Source organism: Type-A symbiont of Plautia stali, assembly GCF_059731155.1.
Window position 1 is genome coordinate 670,078 of record NZ_AP035891.1, and the last position, 16,863, is coordinate 686,940.

General features: G+C 55.9%; 14 protein-coding genes and 4 pseudogenes. 12 read left to right on the plus strand and 6 right to left on the minus strand.

What is annotated here, in order from left to right:
• Nucleotides 1-25: 25 nt before the first annotated feature.
• The 8 genes and pseudogenes from AC6I8M_RS03535 to AC6I8M_RS03570 all read left to right on the plus strand — a co-directional run.
• Nucleotides 26-562: a single-stranded DNA-binding protein gene (locus AC6I8M_RS03535; protein ID WP_010615553.1), complete on the plus strand. Its 537-nt coding sequence runs from the start codon at nt 26-28 to the stop codon at nt 560-562.
• 133 nt (nt 563-695) lie between these two features.
• Nucleotides 696-1,133, plus strand: coding sequence for a DUF29 domain-containing protein (locus tag AC6I8M_RS03540; protein ID WP_498013670.1), 438 nt, complete (start codon nt 696-698; stop codon nt 1,131-1,133).
• A 138-nt stretch (nt 1,134-1,271) separates the two neighbouring features.
• Nucleotides 1,272-1,937 carry a PFGI-1 class ICE element type IV pilus protein PilL2 gene (pilL2, locus tag AC6I8M_RS03545; RefSeq protein WP_022549003.1) on the plus strand — a complete coding sequence of 222 codons (666 nt, stop codon included), beginning with the start codon at nt 1,272-1,274 and terminating at the stop codon, nt 1,935-1,937.
• A 96-nt stretch (nt 1,938-2,033) separates the two neighbouring features.
• Nucleotides 2,034-2,669, plus strand: a complete 636-nt coding sequence (locus tag AC6I8M_RS03550) for a hypothetical protein (protein WP_498013671.1) — start codon at nt 2,034-2,036, stop codon at nt 2,667-2,669.
• A gap of 11 nt (nt 2,670-2,680) precedes the next feature.
• On the plus strand, nt 2,681-3,403 hold the full coding sequence (locus AC6I8M_RS03555) for a TIGR03759 family integrating conjugative element protein (protein WP_010615549.1): 723 nt from the start codon (nt 2,681-2,683) through the stop codon (nt 3,401-3,403).
• Nucleotides 3,382-4,017: pseudogene (locus AC6I8M_RS03560) on the plus strand (lysozyme family protein). Before AC6I8M_RS03555 ends, AC6I8M_RS03560 begins: the two are co-directional and overlap by 22 nt.
• Nucleotides 4,018-4,022: 5 nt before the next feature.
• Nucleotides 4,023-4,346 (plus strand): annotated as a pseudogene (locus tag AC6I8M_RS03565) (DUF2859 domain-containing protein); the annotation flags it as partial.
• Between the two features lie 12 nt (nt 4,347-4,358).
• Nucleotides 4,359-4,880: pseudogene (locus AC6I8M_RS03570) on the plus strand (type IV conjugative transfer system coupling protein TraD); the annotation flags it as partial.
• Between the two features lie 71 nt (nt 4,881-4,951).
• Here the strand turns inward: AC6I8M_RS03570 and AC6I8M_RS03575 are convergent.
• Nucleotides 4,952-5,545, minus strand: a complete 594-nt coding sequence (locus AC6I8M_RS03575) for a tail fiber protein (RefSeq protein ID WP_498013672.1) — start codon at nt 5,543-5,545, stop codon at nt 4,952-4,954.
• Nucleotides 5,546-5,706: 161 nt separating this feature from the next.
• On the opposite strand from AC6I8M_RS03575, the gene AC6I8M_RS03580 reads away from it, so the two are divergent.
• Nucleotides 5,707-6,297, plus strand: a complete 591-nt coding sequence (locus tag AC6I8M_RS03580; RefSeq protein WP_022548474.1) for a recombinase family protein — start codon at nt 5,707-5,709, stop codon at nt 6,295-6,297.
• 120 nt (nt 6,298-6,417) lie between these two features.
• Here AC6I8M_RS03580 and AC6I8M_RS03585 read toward each other — a convergent pair whose 3' ends face one another.
• On the minus strand, nt 6,418-7,260 hold the full coding sequence (locus tag AC6I8M_RS03585) for a MurR/RpiR family transcriptional regulator (protein ID WP_022548997.1): 843 nt from the start codon (nt 7,258-7,260) through the stop codon (nt 6,418-6,420).
• Nucleotides 7,261-7,475: 215 nt separating this feature from the next.
• Entirely contained in the window at nt 7,476-9,389 is a 1,914-nt protein-coding gene (locus tag AC6I8M_RS03590; protein WP_010617419.1) for a bifunctional 5-dehydro-2-deoxygluconokinase/5-dehydro-2-deoxyphosphogluconate aldolase, read from the minus strand.
• A gap of 415 nt (nt 9,390-9,804) precedes the next feature.
• Between AC6I8M_RS03590 and iolD the strand changes: the two genes are divergently transcribed.
• The 3 genes from iolD (at nt 9,805) to iolE (ending at nt 13,784) form a co-directional block, all read left to right on the plus strand.
• Complete coding sequence (iolD, locus tag AC6I8M_RS03595; RefSeq protein ID WP_010617418.1) at nt 9,805-11,739, plus strand: 3D-(3,5/4)-trihydroxycyclohexane-1,2-dione acylhydrolase (decyclizing); 1,935 nt, start codon at nt 9,805-9,807, stop codon at nt 11,737-11,739.
• 64 nt (nt 11,740-11,803) lie between these two features.
• Nucleotides 11,804-12,835, plus strand: a complete 1,032-nt coding sequence (gene iolG / locus AC6I8M_RS03600; RefSeq protein ID WP_010617417.1) for a bifunctional inositol 2-dehydrogenase/D-chiro-inositol 1-dehydrogenase — start codon at nt 11,804-11,806, stop codon at nt 12,833-12,835.
• 52 nt (nt 12,836-12,887) lie between these two features.
• Nucleotides 12,888-13,784, plus strand: coding sequence for a myo-inosose-2 dehydratase (gene iolE, locus AC6I8M_RS03605; protein WP_010617416.1), 897 nt, complete (start codon nt 12,888-12,890; stop codon nt 13,782-13,784).
• 82 nt (nt 13,785-13,866) lie between these two features.
• On the opposite strand, the gene AC6I8M_RS03610 is transcribed toward iolE, so the two are convergent.
• From AC6I8M_RS03610 to glpD, 3 genes and pseudogenes are all read right to left on the minus strand, one after another.
• A complete protein-coding gene (locus tag AC6I8M_RS03610) occupies nt 13,867-14,232 on the minus strand; it encodes a DUF943 family protein (RefSeq protein WP_082231746.1) in 366 nt (121 codons plus the stop codon).
• A gap of 82 nt (nt 14,233-14,314) precedes the next feature.
• Nucleotides 14,315-15,151: pseudogene (locus AC6I8M_RS03615) on the minus strand (DUF3289 family protein).
• A 180-nt stretch (nt 15,152-15,331) separates the two neighbouring features.
• Entirely contained in the window at nt 15,332-16,843 is a 1,512-nt protein-coding gene (glpD, locus tag AC6I8M_RS03620; RefSeq protein WP_498013673.1) for a glycerol-3-phosphate dehydrogenase, read from the minus strand.
• Nucleotides 16,844-16,863 lie beyond the last annotated feature (20 nt).

Consider the following 16,863-nt stretch of genomic DNA (forward strand, 5'->3'; position numbering starts at 1 on the left):
TTTATTCCTTACAGGAGAAATGACTATGTCCTCACGCGGCGTTAACAAAGTTATTCTTGTCGGAAACCTCGGCCAGGATCCTGAAGTTCGTTATATTCCTAACAGCAGTGCAGTTGCCACCCTTTCGCTGGCCACGTCTGAGAGCTGGCGCGATAAGCAGTCCGGTGAACAGAAAGAAGTGACCGAATGGCATCGGGTGGTTATTTTCGGCAAGCTGGCAGAAATTGCGGGTGAATATCTGCGTAAAGGCTCCCAGGTTTACATCGAGGGCCATCTGCGCACTCGCAAATGGACCGATCAGGCCGGCCAGGAGAAATACACCACAGAGGTGGTGGTCAATATTGGTGGCACCATGCAGATGCTTGGCGGCCGGCAGTCTGGCAGCGGTCAGAATACGTCTTCCCGGAATGACTGGGGGCAGCCTCAGCAACCTTCAGGACCGGCTCACAGTGGCCAGGCTTCCGGCAGCAGTGCCGGTGCGCCACCGATGGACTTTGACGATGATATACCGTTCATTGGCCTCGGGTATGACTGTTCCAGAGTGGCAATTCACGCCCTCTGAATTAATGGAGCTTTGACTGTTATGCCTGTCTCTGACAAACTTCAGGAAGCAACTTTTTATGTTGCATCTTATGTTATCCCCGGAGCATATCTGTTCTGGCGGTTTCTTCACTTTTTGACTAACGGAGGCTTGTATGGGAGCACGTTACGATTCAGACGTTGTTGCCTGGGCCAGTGAACAGGCAGCTTTACTGCGTGCCGGAAAGCTCAGTCAGATTGATATTGAGAACATCGCCGAGGAGATTGAAGACGTGGGCAAAAGTGAAAAGCGTGAGCTGGCCAGCCGTATGGCTGTCTTACTGGCCCACCTTCTTAAATGGAAGTTTCAGCCAACCCATCGTGGTAAAAGCTGGGAGTTAACCATTAAAGGTCAGCGTGATTTGATTGTACGACGTCTGAACAAGACGTCGAGCCTGAAAAACGTGTTTTCTGATCCTGAATGGCTTGCGGATGTGTGGTTTGACGCCCGCGCCGATGCTTCCAAAGAAACCGGCATAGGTCTGGATATCTTTCCTGAAGACAGCATCTGGACAACAGATACTATTCTCAGTAACGAGTTTTACCCGGACTGATTACTGTCTGTTTCACCGCAACGCCATCCTTTCGGGTGGCGTTTTTTTTCATCAACGGAAAATCAGTTGTTAATTGAGTGAAACCGGACCGATTCCGCACAGTGAGGGCTGTTTTATCACTGTACAGGAAAATTCCGGATGAAACGTAACACCTCTCACAACATATTTTCACCAGGCAGGCTTGCCACTGTTCTTCCCCTGCTGCTCCTTGCGGGCTGTGTTTCCCAGCCGCAAAAGTTGCAGCAACGTGCTCCTGCGGACCCGGCACCCGGCACCACCGTTACCCGCAACGTTCAGCCGGTCTCTCCGGACGAGTATGCGCGGACGCCGGAAGTGGTGCGCTACGATCGTTATCTGCTGGTCAGTACCGATCCGCAGGCGGCCCAGCGTGACCCTCTCTCGCAGATTATTGATATTCGCATCCCGTCATCCCTGCATCCTACTGTGGCGGATGCGCTGCGTTACGCCCTGCGCCAGTCCGGTTATTCCCTGTGCGCGACCTGCTCCGCCAACGGCGTGCTTTACCGCCAGGCATTGCCGGCAGTCCAGTACCAGCTGGGCCCGATGCGCCTGCGTACTGCCCTGCAGGTCTTGGCCGGTCCGGCCTGGCAGCTTGAGGTGGATGATGTACAGCGTGTGGTCTGCCACAGCCTGCGCGACGGCTACCAGCTGCCGGTCTCCCAGCTTCCGCCGCCGGTCAGCAGCTGGTCCACGCCTGCGCCGTCAGCCGTGTCACAACCGGCCATCAGCGCCCCTCAGTCCGTCCCCGTTAAACCTGTCAGCGGAGGGTTTCTGAGAAAATGAGCGAACAGCAACCATTTCCATACTGACCCCGCTCCGGCCCGTAAAAGATTCAGCTGGCGTCCACGCCGCCGCCTCATCTGGGTCGCTGCCGGCGGTGTGGCGCTGGGCTACACCGCCTTCAGTCTGGGCATATCGAACCTTGATGAACGCCTTACACGCCTTGAATCTCAGGGCAGTACAGCGGCCACTGTTGAGACAGTCGCGGCCCTGCAGTCAGATGTGACCATGCTCAGAGCCGGTCTGCAGGACACCCGGAAAAAACTTGGTGAGATGCAGCAGGATCTGAGCGCAGCAGCGAAACAGGCCGGTAGCGACGACGCCGTGCGTCAGTCATTGCGAACCCTCCAGGAGGCACAGCAGGGGCTGGAAACCCGCCTGAGTGCGCTCACTGAGCAGTTGACAGCGCTGAAAACACAACCCGCACCCGCCGCGCCTGTCGCCGCACCGGTTAAAAAAACTGAACCTGCGGCAAAGAAGCCTCGTCCCGCTGACACACGTCGAGCTGCTCCGTCCCTTCGCGTGGCCCGCAGCGCGCCTTTTGTGCTGACGGGCGTGGAGAAGCGGGGGGCAGAGTCCTGGGCTGCCATCGCGCCCCGGGGCTACAGCAGCCTGTCGCAGGTGGCCTTGGTCGGAGAGGGCGAAACCGTTGCCGGCTGGACCCTGGTCAGTGCCGGTTATGGTGAAGCGACGTTTCGGGTTAACGGCCGCCTGACCGTGCTCAGAGCAGAATAACGGAGCGAATGATGAAACTGAAACATACCTTTTTAGCCGCCATGCTGCTGAGTCCCCTGACCCTGGCCGCGACCACATCAGGACAGACGGATGTCAGCCGACAGGAATCAACACAACGGGCGGACTCCGCACAGCAAAACCTGCAGCAGCAGGCCGGTCAGTGGGGACTCAGTGCCGACGATTATCAGCGTTATCAGCAGCTGATGAAGGGACCCCGGGGTATCCAGTCGCCGGGCCTCGATCCGCTTTCCACCCTGGGTATTGAGGCGCAGACGCCGGCAGAGCGCCGTAAGTTTGCTGAAAAGTGGGTGAAGGAAGAGTTTGCCCGCACCCAGAAGGAGCTTGATTTCCAGCGTGAGGTGAACGCGGCCTGGCAGCGCCTGTATCTGGGCACGCTGCCGGTCAATATGGGGAACGCCTCCGGCGTGGCGCACGACAGTGGTGGCCGGCTGGCGCTGTTCGTCAGGTCAAAAGACTGCGCCACCTGCGACGCGAAACTGTCTGCCGTGCTGGCTAACAACCGGCCGGTGGACATCTATCTGGTCGACAGCCAGGGCAGTGATGATGCGCTTCGCAGCTGGGCGCGGGACCATCACATTCCCGTGGAAAAGGTCCGCAAGCGCCAGATCACGCTTAACCACGACGGCGGACGGTGGATGCGCTTTGGTAACGGCCTGATGCCGGTTTTACTGCAGCAGGCGGGAGACGGTAAATGGGCAATCGCAGCGTTCTGACCGGCGCGCTGGCGCTGGGCTTACTGATGGCGGCCGTCCCTGACGGCCATGCTGACCAGACGGTGCCGGAGGGTTACGTCCGCGTGGCCATGGCGCACGGCGTGCCCCCGGAAGCGCTTTACTCGGTATCACTGAGCGAGTCTTCGCGCAAACTTCCCCGCGGCGTGCGGCCATGGCCCTGGACCATCAATGTGGCAGGCAAAGGGTATCGCTATGAGACGCGTCTACAGGCCTAGCAGGCGCTGCAGGTATTTATGAAGCGTCCCCCGCTTAAGCGCATCGATGTCGGTATTGCCCAGGTCAATCTGGGCTGGAACGGTCATCATTTTGCCTCGACGTGGGATGCGTTTGACCCTTACACCAACCTGAACGCCGCCGCCACCATTCTGCGTGAGTGCTGGGCGCGTAAGCCAGGCAGCTGGCTGGATGCGGCCGGCTGCTACCACCATCCCGCAGGTGGTCAGCCTGCTGCACGTTACCGCGCCATTGTGAGAGGGCATCTGGCAAAAATCAGCCCTGCACCCCTCATTTCTGCGCCGGCAGCTGAAGCGCACCGTTCGGTTGCTGCGCTCACCCCCGATCCAGGCTTCGTCTGGACTGAACCCGGGAGATAACCCTGATGAAAACGCTGTCCTTACTGCTGTTTACCCTCCTTCCCCTGACCGGCCATGCTGAACTGAACGTGATTGCTGATCTGGGCGGTGAAGATGCTGCGCCGTATTTTGAGGCCGTTAATAAACAGCCCGGTATGAGCACGGGAAACGACACCACATCTTCACCCCCGTCACCCGTGCTGCAGGGCGAGGTCGCCATGCTGCCGGTATTCACGCCGGAGTTGCGCCCGGGCAGCATTGCCGACCGGCCGCTGCAGCTGCCCGGCATCGGGGCGTTGTTTCTGGTCGGGGATGATGCTCTGTCCCGTGAATGGCTGAAGGCTAATGCCGGTGAGCTGGCTGGTTTCCGCTGGACCCAGAAACACACCCAGCGCCTGCAGGATACGCTGCGCCCGGAAGTGGCCCGCTACCTGCAGCCGAACCGCTTTTATCAGGGCGCGCGTCAGCTTGAATTGCTGACAGAGCATCGTCTGCCCTGGCTGGGGAAGCTGCTGAGTGCCGATACGTCGCTGAACCCGGTGCGGTCATTACCGCCGGTGGGCGGGAATCCGGCGCTGCACGGCATCGAGCCCGATGAAAAAGACGTCACCCTGGCCCTGGGAGAGCGCGTTGGCCATACGGTGGTTTATGGCACCACGCGCGTCGGTAAGATCCGGCTGGCCGAGCTGCTGGTCACCCAGGACATCCGGCGGGGTGAAGTCACCATCGTGTTTGATCCGAAAGGCGACGCAGACCTGATGAAACGCGTCTGGGCAGAGGCCCACCGGGCCGGGCGCGGGGATGAGCTTTTTGGGAGGCAGATTGCCTGTAAATTCCAGCCAGACATCATCACCGACTTCAATGGTATCTTTGGGAAAGCTGCCTGCCCTGATATAGTCCTGTTTTAATTCTTCAGGGAAAAAAGCATTTTCACCCGGACTGTAGTAATACATGATTAATATCCTATTGCTATCCTGGCTGTAGCCAGGTTGTAGTCGGTTGTAACCTTGATATGCGCCCTATCGACTAATCCGGCAGAGTGTGAACATAGATCTTCACCCATCCCTATAGCTTCAGCAACCCAGCCCAGCGCCCACAGGCCTTCGTTTGGAAACGGAAGGGGCAGCGGAAGAATTTTCCGGTCAAAGCTTTCGCTATCCGTTTTACCCCACTGGATAATCAATCCCGTGTCCCCGCATTTCCACCATCCATTGACCTCGCGCTTCGCCGTATTGGGTTTGCCGTAGGCCCCTTTGGGCTGGAAGGTCTTTTTCAGGTAAGCGTCCAGCCACTGATTGCCCCACATGCTACCGTAGATATTGCCGTCAGAGGCTATCCTTGCGGCTCCGGCATATACGGAAGAAGGGGCACGAAAACCGCCATCTTTATGAAAAATATAATCGCCGCCGCCGTCATTGCCATTGTTTAGCCGAACGCCATCACCGCCCTTGTCTTTGTAGAGCCACATGCGAACGCTATCATCCTGATTATGAATACCCAGATGCTTGCGGCCATCCCCCTTCAGGGTGATCTGGCCCCCCTGTGACATAATGTCACCATTGACCGTTCCGCCAGTCCGTTTATCCAGTGCATTTTTTGCACAATCTACCGTTTCCGTTAAACCAAGGTTTTCTTAAATCGGGAATTTAGCTAATATTTTGCCCAAAACCAGCGATGACAAGGCTTTCGGAGGGAGGATTAGGGGCTAAAATGGCAAAAATTGGCTATATGAGGGTGTCAAAAAATGACCAAAACACCGATTTACAGCAAAAATCCTTGATTTGTGCAAATTGCGAACAGATTTTTGAGGATAAAATCAGTGGAAAAACAGACCAGAGACCCGGATTAAAACGCGCGTTAAACTGCCTGAAATCGGGGGATACTCTGGTGGTCTGGAAGCTCGACAGGCTGGGTCGCAGCATTAAACATTTGATTACTTTAATATCCAATCTGGAAGATGAAGGTATTCATTTTCATAGTTTGACGGATGCCATTGATACCTCTACGTCCGCAGGCCGTTTTTTCTTTCATGTGATGAGCGCGTTAGCACAAATGGAGCGCGAACTGATTGTTGAACGTACTCAGGCTGGTTTAGCTGCAGCGAGAAGCAGAGGACGTATTGGCGGCAGACCTCAGTCGCTATCTTTTGCACAGCAACAGGAAGCTCAAAAATTATTGGCGAATGGTCATAGCAGAAAACAGCTTGCATTACTGTATGATGTTTCATTGGCCAGCATCTACAAATATTGTCCAGTTAACCGGAATGCTCGAACAGGCCAAAATGGCTTTGATGAAAAATGACAGTGTAATTTCGTTGCACTGATGGAAACAAAAGTAGCCTGCCATTTATCGCACGTTTTGGCTTCAAATATCGCACGCCGCATCAAAATGGCTGCCTTTTTTATATTCGGTACCTAAGGTTTATTCGCTGCTGCTGTTATTCAGCGCCAGTGACACCGCCAGGGTTTGCGCCAGGCACAGCGAGGCCACCTGCGAGCGGAAGCCATCCACCTGCGCTTCGCGCACGACAAAACAGACATCGCTGAACGCCGCCAGCGGGCTGACCTGGCTGTCGGTGATGACGATCTGATGCGCGCCACGTTTAGCGCCCAGCTCCACCAGTTCCACCGCTTCACGCGCATACGGCGAGTAGCTGATGGCGATGACCACGTCTTTCGGATTCACCATGCTGAGCTGTTCAGTGAACATGCCGCCCAAGCCATCAATCAGAAAAGCGCGACGCTCCAGATGGCGCAGCGCATACACCAGATACGAGGCCACGCTGAACGAGCGGCGCAAACCGATGATGTAGATGTTCTCCGCCTCGTTGAGCATCTTCACCGCTTTGTTCAGCTGGTCGGGATTCACCTGCATCGCCAGCTGCTGCAGCGCCTGGCTGTTGACCATGGTAAAGACGTTGAGGATCTCCACCGGGCTCTCCGGTGAGCTGGCGCTGTCGTCGGTGGCCGTCTGGCGGAACAGGCGCGCCCGTTCGGTATAGTTCACGGTCTCTTCCATCAGGTGCTGACGAAAGACCTGTTTCATTTCGTTGAAGCCGCTAAAGCCGAACGCGTTAGCGAAGCGGATCAGCGTGGAGGGTGGAACACCTGCCTGCTGGGCGATAGAGGCGACGGTATCAAACGCGATGCTGTTGCTGTTATCAAGGATATAACGAGCCACCTGCTTCAGGCGTTTACTCAGCGTCTCGTAGCGACGACGGATATCGTCCTGTAACAAGGTTAATTGCGTTGGGTTATTGGTCATTACTTCGGCCCGTCAGAAAAGGAAATATGGCTGGATAATGAGCGCTATAGTACCAGATGGATGGAAAATTTCATTTGTTTGACGCTATCGTGAAGGCTATTTCATCGGTTTATGAATTGCCTCACAAAACTCAGGGGAGTGAGGGTATCCGCCGCGCGCAACACACCAAAAAACGGCCCGCTAGGCCGCTTCTCAGTACATCCTCTTCAAATCCGTCAGCCGCGCGCGGCGCGCCAGTAGCCAATCAGGCGCAGATAATTGCCTTTCACGGTCTCAATCAGCGCCTTATCATCCAGCTCACCGTTCAGCCACTGGCGTGACGGCTGGCCAAAAATGGTGCGACCCACGGCAAAACCTTTTACCCACGTCGCCTGAGCGGCGGCGGCGAAGCCGGCTTTCAGCTTCTCTTCCGGCGCATTAAGGCCGAGTAACAGAATGCCGCGACAGTGCGGATCCTGCTGCTCAATCAGCTCACCGATCGCCTGCCAGCTTTCCGCCGTCAGCGGCGGTAGCTTCCACCAGTCCGGCTGCACGCCCAGGCTATAGAAGTGGCTCAGCATGTCGAAATAGTAGGACTCGTTACGGTCCGGGTTGCTCTCCGGCAAAATCACTTCCAGCAGCAGCTCATGCCCGCTTTTGTTACAGCTGCGCCACACGTCAAGAACCAGGTCGTCCTGCTCTTTACGCAGTTCAGCACTGTCATGGGGATGGTAAAACACCAGGCACTTGACGACGTGTTCGGCCGGCCAGTCCACCAGCTGAGAGCCAATATTGCCGTGCTCAAGACGCAGTGGCCGTGAACTCGGCAGCTCGATTGGCCGCCCAATCCACCAGTGCTTGCCGGTGATGGCGTTGAGCGCTTTCTGGCCGTACGTGGTATCCGCCAGGATGCCACTCTTCTCATTGAGACCGGCTTCGTTAGCCGCCTCCTGTGCCGCCTGCAGCAGCAGCAGCTTCAGCTGTGGAATGCGCTCCTCGCTGACGCCCGCTTCACGCGCCATATCGGCCAGCTGTTTACGGTGGTCAAAGGCGAACACATTCAGCTCCGGCCACTGCTGCTTACGCGTGGTAACGCGATGCAGATGATTGAGGCGCGCGTCAAGATCTGGACGTTTCACCGCTTTATCGCGGCTGAGGAAATCGTCCAGTTCCTCTTTCGTTGGCATCGCCGGCGCACAGCCGTGACGGGATACCACCAGCGCGCCACAGGCGTTGGCGTAGCGGCACGCTTGCTCCCAGCTCTCATTGTTGAGCCAGCCGCGCAGCAGGCCCGACATAAACGCATCGCCGGCGCCCAGCACGTTGAGCACCTCAACGCGCACGCCGCTGTGCAGGCGCGTCTGTTCCCAGCTATCGGGAATCTCGCCCTCAAACACCACACAACCCAGCGGCCCGCGTTTGCAGACCAGCGTGGCGCTGCTGGCCTTACGCACATTTTTCAGCGCGGTCAGCGTATCGGTGCTGCCACCGGCGATATGTAACTCTTCTTCCGTTCCGACGATTAGATCGAAATAGTGCACCACTTCCTGCAGCTGCTGCGTCACCTGGCCGGACTCAATGAAACGCGTTTCACCGTCACCCAGTGAGGTGAGTCCCCATAGCACCGGGCGATAATCGATATCCAGTGCGGTACGCAGACCGTTGCGCTGGGCAATATCCAGCGCTTTCAGCACCGCCGCCCGCGTGTCCGGATGCGACAGGTGAGTGCCGGTTACCGCCACGGCGCGGGACGAGGTAATGAACTCTTCGCGAATGTCCTCGGGAACCAGCCCCATATCAGCACAGTTGTCGCGATAGAAAATCAGCGGAAAGGTCTCTTCGTCTTTGATGCCGAGAATCACCAGCCCGGTCAGGCGCTGCTTATCGGTGATCAGCCCGTCAGTATTGCAGCCCACGCGCTGCAGCTCTTCACGCAGGAAACGGCCATTGTGTTCGTCACCGACGCGCGTCAGCATCGCCGACTTGAGGCCCTGAATCGCGGTGCCATAGGCTACGTTGCCGGAAGAGCCGCCGAGGTATTTATTAAAGCTGGTCATATCTTCCAGGCGCGAGCCAATTTGCTGGCCGTAAAGATCGACGGCGATGCGTCCAATACAAATCACATCAAGCCGCTTCTGTTGTGTACTCATACTGATGGTTTCCTTCTGTGATAAGCAGACACGGCGGGCGCTGCCGCCCACTATCAAGCGCAATGCTTCCGGGGGTCTCAGGGTGCCTGACTGGCTATATGGGCAGTGTGAGGAATAAAAATTCCAAACACAACATTAAATGAAACATCCATCGCGATTTTGTGAGCTAGGTAAAACTCTGATGCCGCCACCTTTATCGCCTTTTGCGGCCAGCCTGTTTCGCGGGTGCTCTGGCTTGTGAGCCAGCTCGCAAGAAATGATGACGGATAAGAGGAAGCTGCTGACGTGAAATGAAATTTCGTTATGATGGCTGAGGCACAGCAGGCTGTTTCACTTAGCGTCGGGCGCGTTTTCCGCCGCCGACCCGAACCGCGTCGTACCCCTGAGCGGGTACCACATGTAAAGGAAGAAGCATATGGGCACTATCAGACTGACTACCGCACAGGCGCTGGTGAAATTTCTGGATAACCAGTACCTGAACGTTGACGGCGTTGAAACCAAATTCGTGCACGGCATCTTTGCTATTTTCGGCCACGGCAATGTGCTCGGTCTCGGTCAGGCGCTGGAGCAGGACAGCGGCGATTTACAGGTGTATCAGGGCCGTAACGAGCAGGGTATGGCGCACGCTGCCATCGGTTTTGCCCGGCAGTCGCTACGCCGTCAAATCATTGCCTGTACCTCTTCCGTCGGACCGGGTGCCGCCAACATGATTACCGCGGCAGCCACTGCAACAGCCAACCGGATTCCACTGCTGTTGCTGCCGGGCGATGTGTTCGCCACGCGCCAGCCGGACCCGGTGCTGCAGCAGATCGAGCAGAGTCACGATCTCAGTATCAGCACCAACGATGCCTTCCGCGCAGTGAGTAAATACTGGGACCGCGTGAGCCGTCCGGAGCAGCTGATGACCGCCTGTATCAATGCGCTGCGCGTGCTGACCGATCCGGCGGAAACCGGGGCAGTGACGCTGGCGCTGCCGCAGGATGTGCAGGGCGAAGCCTGGGATTTCCCGGAATACTTCTTCCAGAAACGCGTGCATTTGCTTGACCGGCGTCTGCCGGCGGCGGCCCAGCTGGACGCGGCGCTGGCATTGATTGCGCGTAAGCACAAGCCGCTGATTGTGGTGGGTGGCGGCGTGAAATACTCCGATGCCGGTCAGGCGCTGCTGAGCTTTGCCGAGCGTTTCAATATTCCGTTTGCCGAAACGCAGGCCGGAAAAGGCACCATCGTTTCCGACCATCCGCTGAACGTGGGCGGCGTTGGTGAAACCGGCTGTCTGGCGGCGAACCTGCTGGCCAAAGAGGCTGATCTGGTGATCGGTATTGGTACGCGTTATACCGATTTCACCACGGCCTCAAAATGGATCTTCCAGCATCCGGAAATCAGCTACCTCAACATTAACGTCAACAACTTCGACAGCTACAAGCTGGATGGCGTGCAGTTACTGGCGGATGCACGCGAAGGATTAACCGCGCTGGAAGCCGGACTGAACGGCTTTGAGAATCACTGGGGTGGCCAGATTGAACAGGCGCAGAGCAAACTGCTGAAAGAGACGCAGCGCGTGTACGCCGCCACTTTCAATACCGACGACTTTATTCCGGAAATCGCTGACCACATCGATCGCACCGCGCTGTTCGCCGAGTTTGAGCGTTTGACAAAGTCGGTGCTGACGCAGAGCAGCGTGCTGGGCACCTTAAACGAACAGCTGCCAAAGGATGCGGTGATTGTCGCCGCCGCCGGCAGTCTGCCGGGTGACCTGCAGCGTGTATGGCGCACCAAAGATTACAACGCTTATCACGTCGAATACGGCTACTCGTGCATGGGTTACGAAGTGAATGCCGCGCTGGGCGTGAAGCTGGCACAGCCGCAGCGCGAAGTCTACGCCATGGTGGGTGACGGCTCGTTCATGATGCTGCACTCCGAGCTGGTCACTTCGATTCAGGAAGGGGCGAAAATCAATGTCATTCTGCTGGATAACATGACCAACGGCTGTATCAACAACCTGCAGATGGAACACGGCATGGACAGTTTCAACACCGAGTTCCGCTTCCGTAATCCGCAGGGCGGCAAGCTGGATGGCGGCTTCGTGCCGGTTGATTTCGCGGCGATAGCCGCCGGCTACGGCTGTAAAACCTACCGTGTTACCACGCTGGAGCAGCTGAAAGCGGCGCTGGAAGATGCGCAGCAGCAGACGGTTTCGACCCTGATTGACATCAAAGTGCTGCCGAAAACTATGGTGCACAAATACTTCAGCTGGTGGCACGTCGGCGTGGCGCAGGCTTCCACCTCAGAGCAGACGCAGCAGGTGGCCGACAAGCTCAATCAGCATATTCAACAGGCGCGTAAGTACTAACCCTTTTCAGGCCGGCGCTGCCCGGCCCGTTTTAACCTACTTATCCGACTCTACAGGTGTAATTATGACGCTCAAACTCGGTGTAATCGGTACCGGCGCAATTGGTCAGGAACATATTCGTCGCTGCAACAACGTGCTGCAGGGCGCAAAAGTGGTGGCGGTCTCAGACATCAATGTGGAAGGTGCGCGCGCGGCGCTGCAGCGGCTGAATATCCAGGCCGAAGTGTATCAGGATGGTCATCAGGTGATTAACTCGCCAGAAGTGGATGCCGTGCTGGTGACCTCGTGGGACCCGACGCATGAAGAGTTCACGCTGGCCGCGATTGCCGCCGGGAAACCGGTGTTCTGCGAGAAGCCGCTGGCGCTGAGCGCGGAGGGCTGCCGTCGCATTGTCGACGCCGAGATCGCGCACGGCAAACGTCTGGTGCAGGTGGGCTTTATGCGCCCGTATGATGCCGGCTATCGTGCGCTGAAAAAGGTGATCACCGACGGTGACATCGGCGAGCCGCTGATGCTGCACTGCGCGCACCGTAATCAGAGCGTCGGCGAGAATTACACCACCGACATGGCCATTACCAACACCCTGATTCACGAGCTGGATATCCTGCGCTGGCTGACCGAGGACGATTACAAGAGCGTGCAGGTGGTGTTCCCGCGCACGACCTCAAAGTCACACGCGAAGCTGAAAGATCCGCAGATCGTGCTGTTTGAAACGCAGAAGGGCATCCGCATCGATGTGGAGATCTTTGTGAACTGCGCTTACGGCTACGACATTCAGTGTGAAGTAGTGGGCGAAGAGGGCATCGCCAGACTGCCGGAGCCGTCGGCCATTCAGATGCGCAAAGATGCCCGCCTTGGCAACGCGCTGCTTACCGACTGGAAAGATCGCTTTATCGAAGCCTACGACGTTGAGCTGCAGGCGTTTATCAATGATGTGAAAGCGGGCCAGCTGAGCGGGCCTTCCGCCTGGGATGGCTTTGCCGCCTCGATGGCTGCCGATGCCTGCCTGAAGGCGCAAACCAGCGGCGCGATTGAGCGCGTTGCCATGCCGCCGCGTCCGGCGTTTTACCAGAATATAGTCAGGCGCGTGCGCTAAACCTATCCACGGCAGCGGATTAGCGCTGCCTCTCTGTATCAGGGAGCTGAAAATGAACCAAGAGAACGTCAAACTGGCGATTGCGCCGATTGGCTGGACCAACGACGACATGCCGGAACTCGGCAGCGAAAATACTTTCCAGCAAACGGTCAGCGAGATGGCGCTGGCGGGTTTCACCGGCAGCGAATTGGGCAGCAAATATCCGCGCGATCCGGCGGTGCTGAAGCCGATGCTGGATATCCGCGGTATTCAGATTTGTAACGCCTGGTTTAGTACTTTTTTTGCCAACGGTGACAAAGCGAAAACCATCAATCAGTTCATCAACCACATGAATTTTCTGCACGCCATGGGCGCGCGCGTGATTGGCTGCTCGGAACAGAGCAAAAGCATTCAGGGCACGTCGCTGCCGGTGCTGGAGCAGAAGCCGGTTTTCACTGACGAAGAGTGGCGTCTGACGGCAGAAGGTTACAACGAACTGGCGGAGATCGCGGCGCAGAAAGGGATGCGTGTGACGCTGCACCATCACATGGGCACCGGCATTCAGACGCCAGCCGAGATCGACCGTTTTATGGCAATGACCAATGATAACGTCGGTCTGCTGTACGACACCGGCCACATTTACTACTCCGAAGGATCACAGCAGGTGATGCTGGATGTGCTGACCCAGCATCTGCCGCGTATTTTCCACGTGCATCTGAAGGATGTGCGTGACAGCGTGGTGGCAGAGGTGCGCGCAAACTCGCTGTCGTTCCTCGACGGGGTGAAAAAAGGCACCTTCACCGTACCAAGCGATGGCGTGATCGATTTCAAACCGGTATTCAAAATCCTCGATAATTACGGCTATAAAGGCTGGATGGTAGTCGAAGCGGAACAGGATCCAGCCATCGCTAACCCATTCGAATATGCAGTGAAAGCCCGTAAATATATTCGTGACAATGCCGGACTGTAAGTTTGCGTGTTAATTAGCGCAATGAATTGCGCCGCTACGGTATGTACACGTATTGGTAGCGGCGTAGTTGGTTTTTTTTATATTACGGTTGCTCTTTTTTAATCACCTCGCCATCTGGCGTTTCGATGTATACACCTTGCTGGAATCTATAGAGGAAATTTCTCTCACGTGTCACGGATACTGACATTAATAACAATTTATCGATGCAATTTCGGGGCGGTGCCATGTCCTCAAAGCATAAGCGATCTTTTTTTCCCAATTCCTGATAGCCTTTGCCAAATTTGAAAAAAGATATACTATTAAATTTAACATTATCTATTGCGGGGATCTGATACTCAGCCAGGATAGTTCGCCTGTTACTTTGCCACCATGCAATCGCTTTCTGTTGAGAGTGAGGAAGGTCATTAACCAGAATATCAGTAATTCCATCAGAATGATGCACCGCAATGACCTGGACAGGTTATGAAGATATGAAATAAAAAAAAGTAAACTACCGCCGATAAATATAATTATTAGAATTAATATTTTCATCAGGCGCCTCCTTCAATATCAATTATTGCTTCCATGTCTGTCAAAAACGGACGAAAACTAAATTTATCGCTACGCTGCAGGATAAACCAGATCTTAAAGAATTGAAACTGCCGAAATTTTGCTTTGTGAATATCAGCAATGTCGAGACCAAAATGATCCTGTCCATGGTAGCGAAGTCTCGCCTTCCAGCGATTTCCCGCTAATGTAAGATGCATTATATCTATCTTTGTTGCATGCACGTCATGTACCGTTATGCCCAGTCCATTGATTCTGTCTGCGAGAGAGTCGAATTTGGGTAGAATCGTCCGGCCAATTTCTTTTTTTTAAAAAGAGACGCTCGTTGAAGGCAAGCATCTATTTTTATAGTCGAGATTAGCATTCAAAAAGTCCGTGATGAACAGGCGAGCGCTGTTATCACTCTTCTCGTTGAGAATTCTGTCTTTATATGCCATATCCAGCGATAAATCCCGAAACGGCAGGCCGCTGGAGCGCATAAAATGTTCCAGCATCTTATTTATCAGGAAACGTTGCTGGCCAACAAGCGCGAAAGGTAATTAAGTGGTTTGCATCTCAGCAAACAGTAGCCTGGCGCACTCCAGCGGTGAAAGCTTTTCGCCAGGTTTCGCATAAGCACCAGCAAAGCGCGACTGGGGATTATGGAATGGATGCAGCCGCGTCATGCTCCACGGGTCGACCACATTGGAAATGTGGGTGAGGCCGAATTCGTTTTTCATCCGGCGTTCACAGATATCGCCGTAGCGCATATCGTCAGCGCCATAGTCATTAAACATGCGCTGTGTGGTAAAGATATTGAGCGGAAAAGTTGCTAAAGCCATGCGTGATGCTCCTTGTCACTGACGAGTCCGTTAATCCGGTCGCGGGTCATTTAGTCAGTAAGCGGAGCGGTGAGAATTGATCTGGTGCAGTGCCTTGTGTGAATAACCTCTCGCAGACACAAAAAGAGAAAAAACAAAAACCCCGCGCGGTGGCGGGGTTGAGGGCAATGCTTAAGGCAATTACGAAGCCAGCGACAGCGCCGGTTTCTGGCCGTTTTCCGCCAGCCAGTCGCGGATGCGCGCCTGTTCGGCTTCGCTCAGCCACATACCCTGTTTAGTGCGGCGCCAGATGGCGTCGTCCAGCTCGCACACCCACTCGTGTTTCACCAAGTAACGCAGTTCGGCTTCATAGAATTCGTGGCCAAAGTTTTCACCCAGATCTTCACGGCTCTTCGCGCCTTCCAGCAGCACTTCAGTACGGCTGCCGTAGGTGCGGGCAAAGTGACGCGCCATGCCTTCGCTGATGAATGGATAGCGACGGCGCAGGCTGGCAGCGTAGTCTTCACGCGTACCGGAGAAATCACCGCCTGGCAGCACGGCGTTTTTGGTCCACGCCGAGCCGGCATCGGGGTAGTATTTCGCCAGTTTCTCCAGCGCATGCTCCGCCAGCTTGCGATACGTGGTCAGCTTGCCGCCGAACACGGACAGCAGCGGTGCCTGACCATTGTCGTCGTGCACGTCCAGCGTGTAATCACGGGTGATCGCCTGCGGTGAATCGGATTCATCATCGCACAGCGGACGCACGCCGGAGTAGGTCCAGACGATATCGTCGCTGGTCAGCTGCTTTTTAAAGTGCGCGTTATAAACCTTCAGCAGGTAGCTGATTTCATTGTCATCGATTTTGACATTTTTCGGATCGCCTTTGTATTCGACGTCGGTGGTACCGATGATTGAGAACTCATCCATCCACGGAATCACAAACACGATGCGGTTATCTTCGTTCTGCAGAATGTAAGCCTGCTTCTCGTCGGTGTGCACGCGCGGCACCACGATATGGCTGCCTTTGATCAGGCGAATACCGTACGGCGATTTTAGCTTCAGGCCATCGTCAAAGAACTGCTTCACCCAGGGGCCGGCCGCGTTAACCAGCCCTTTGGCACGCCAGGTGTAGGTTTTGCCGGTATCGACGTCTTCCGCTTCCACCATCCACAGGCCGGCTTCAAGCCAGGCGCGGGTTACGCGGGTGCGGGTGCGCACTTCGCCGCCCTGTTTTACCACTTCCTGTGCGTTAAGCACCACCATGCGCGCATCGTCTACCCAGCAGTCGGAATATTCGAAACCGCGCGTAATTTCGGGCTTCAGGGCCGATTCCGCGCCAAAACGCAGACCTTTACTGCCCGGCAGCGTAGTGCGCTTACCGAGACGATCGTACATAAACAGGCCCATACGGATCATCCACGCCGGACGCAGATGCGGGCGGTGTGGCAGACGGAAACGCATCGGAAAGGCGATGTGCGGCGCCATTTTCAGCAGCACTTCACGTTCGGCCAGCGCTTCGCCCACCAGACGGAATTCGTAATGTTCCAGATAGCGCAGGCCACCGTGAATCAGCTTGGAACTGGCAGAGGAGGTTGCACAGGCCAAATCCCGCTCCTCCAGCATCAGCACTGACAGGCCGCGTCCTGCAGCATCTACTGCAATGCCGGCACCGTTGATGCCGCCGCCGATCACGATCAGGTCTTTGGTTTCCACGTCATCTCCTCCGATGTTCG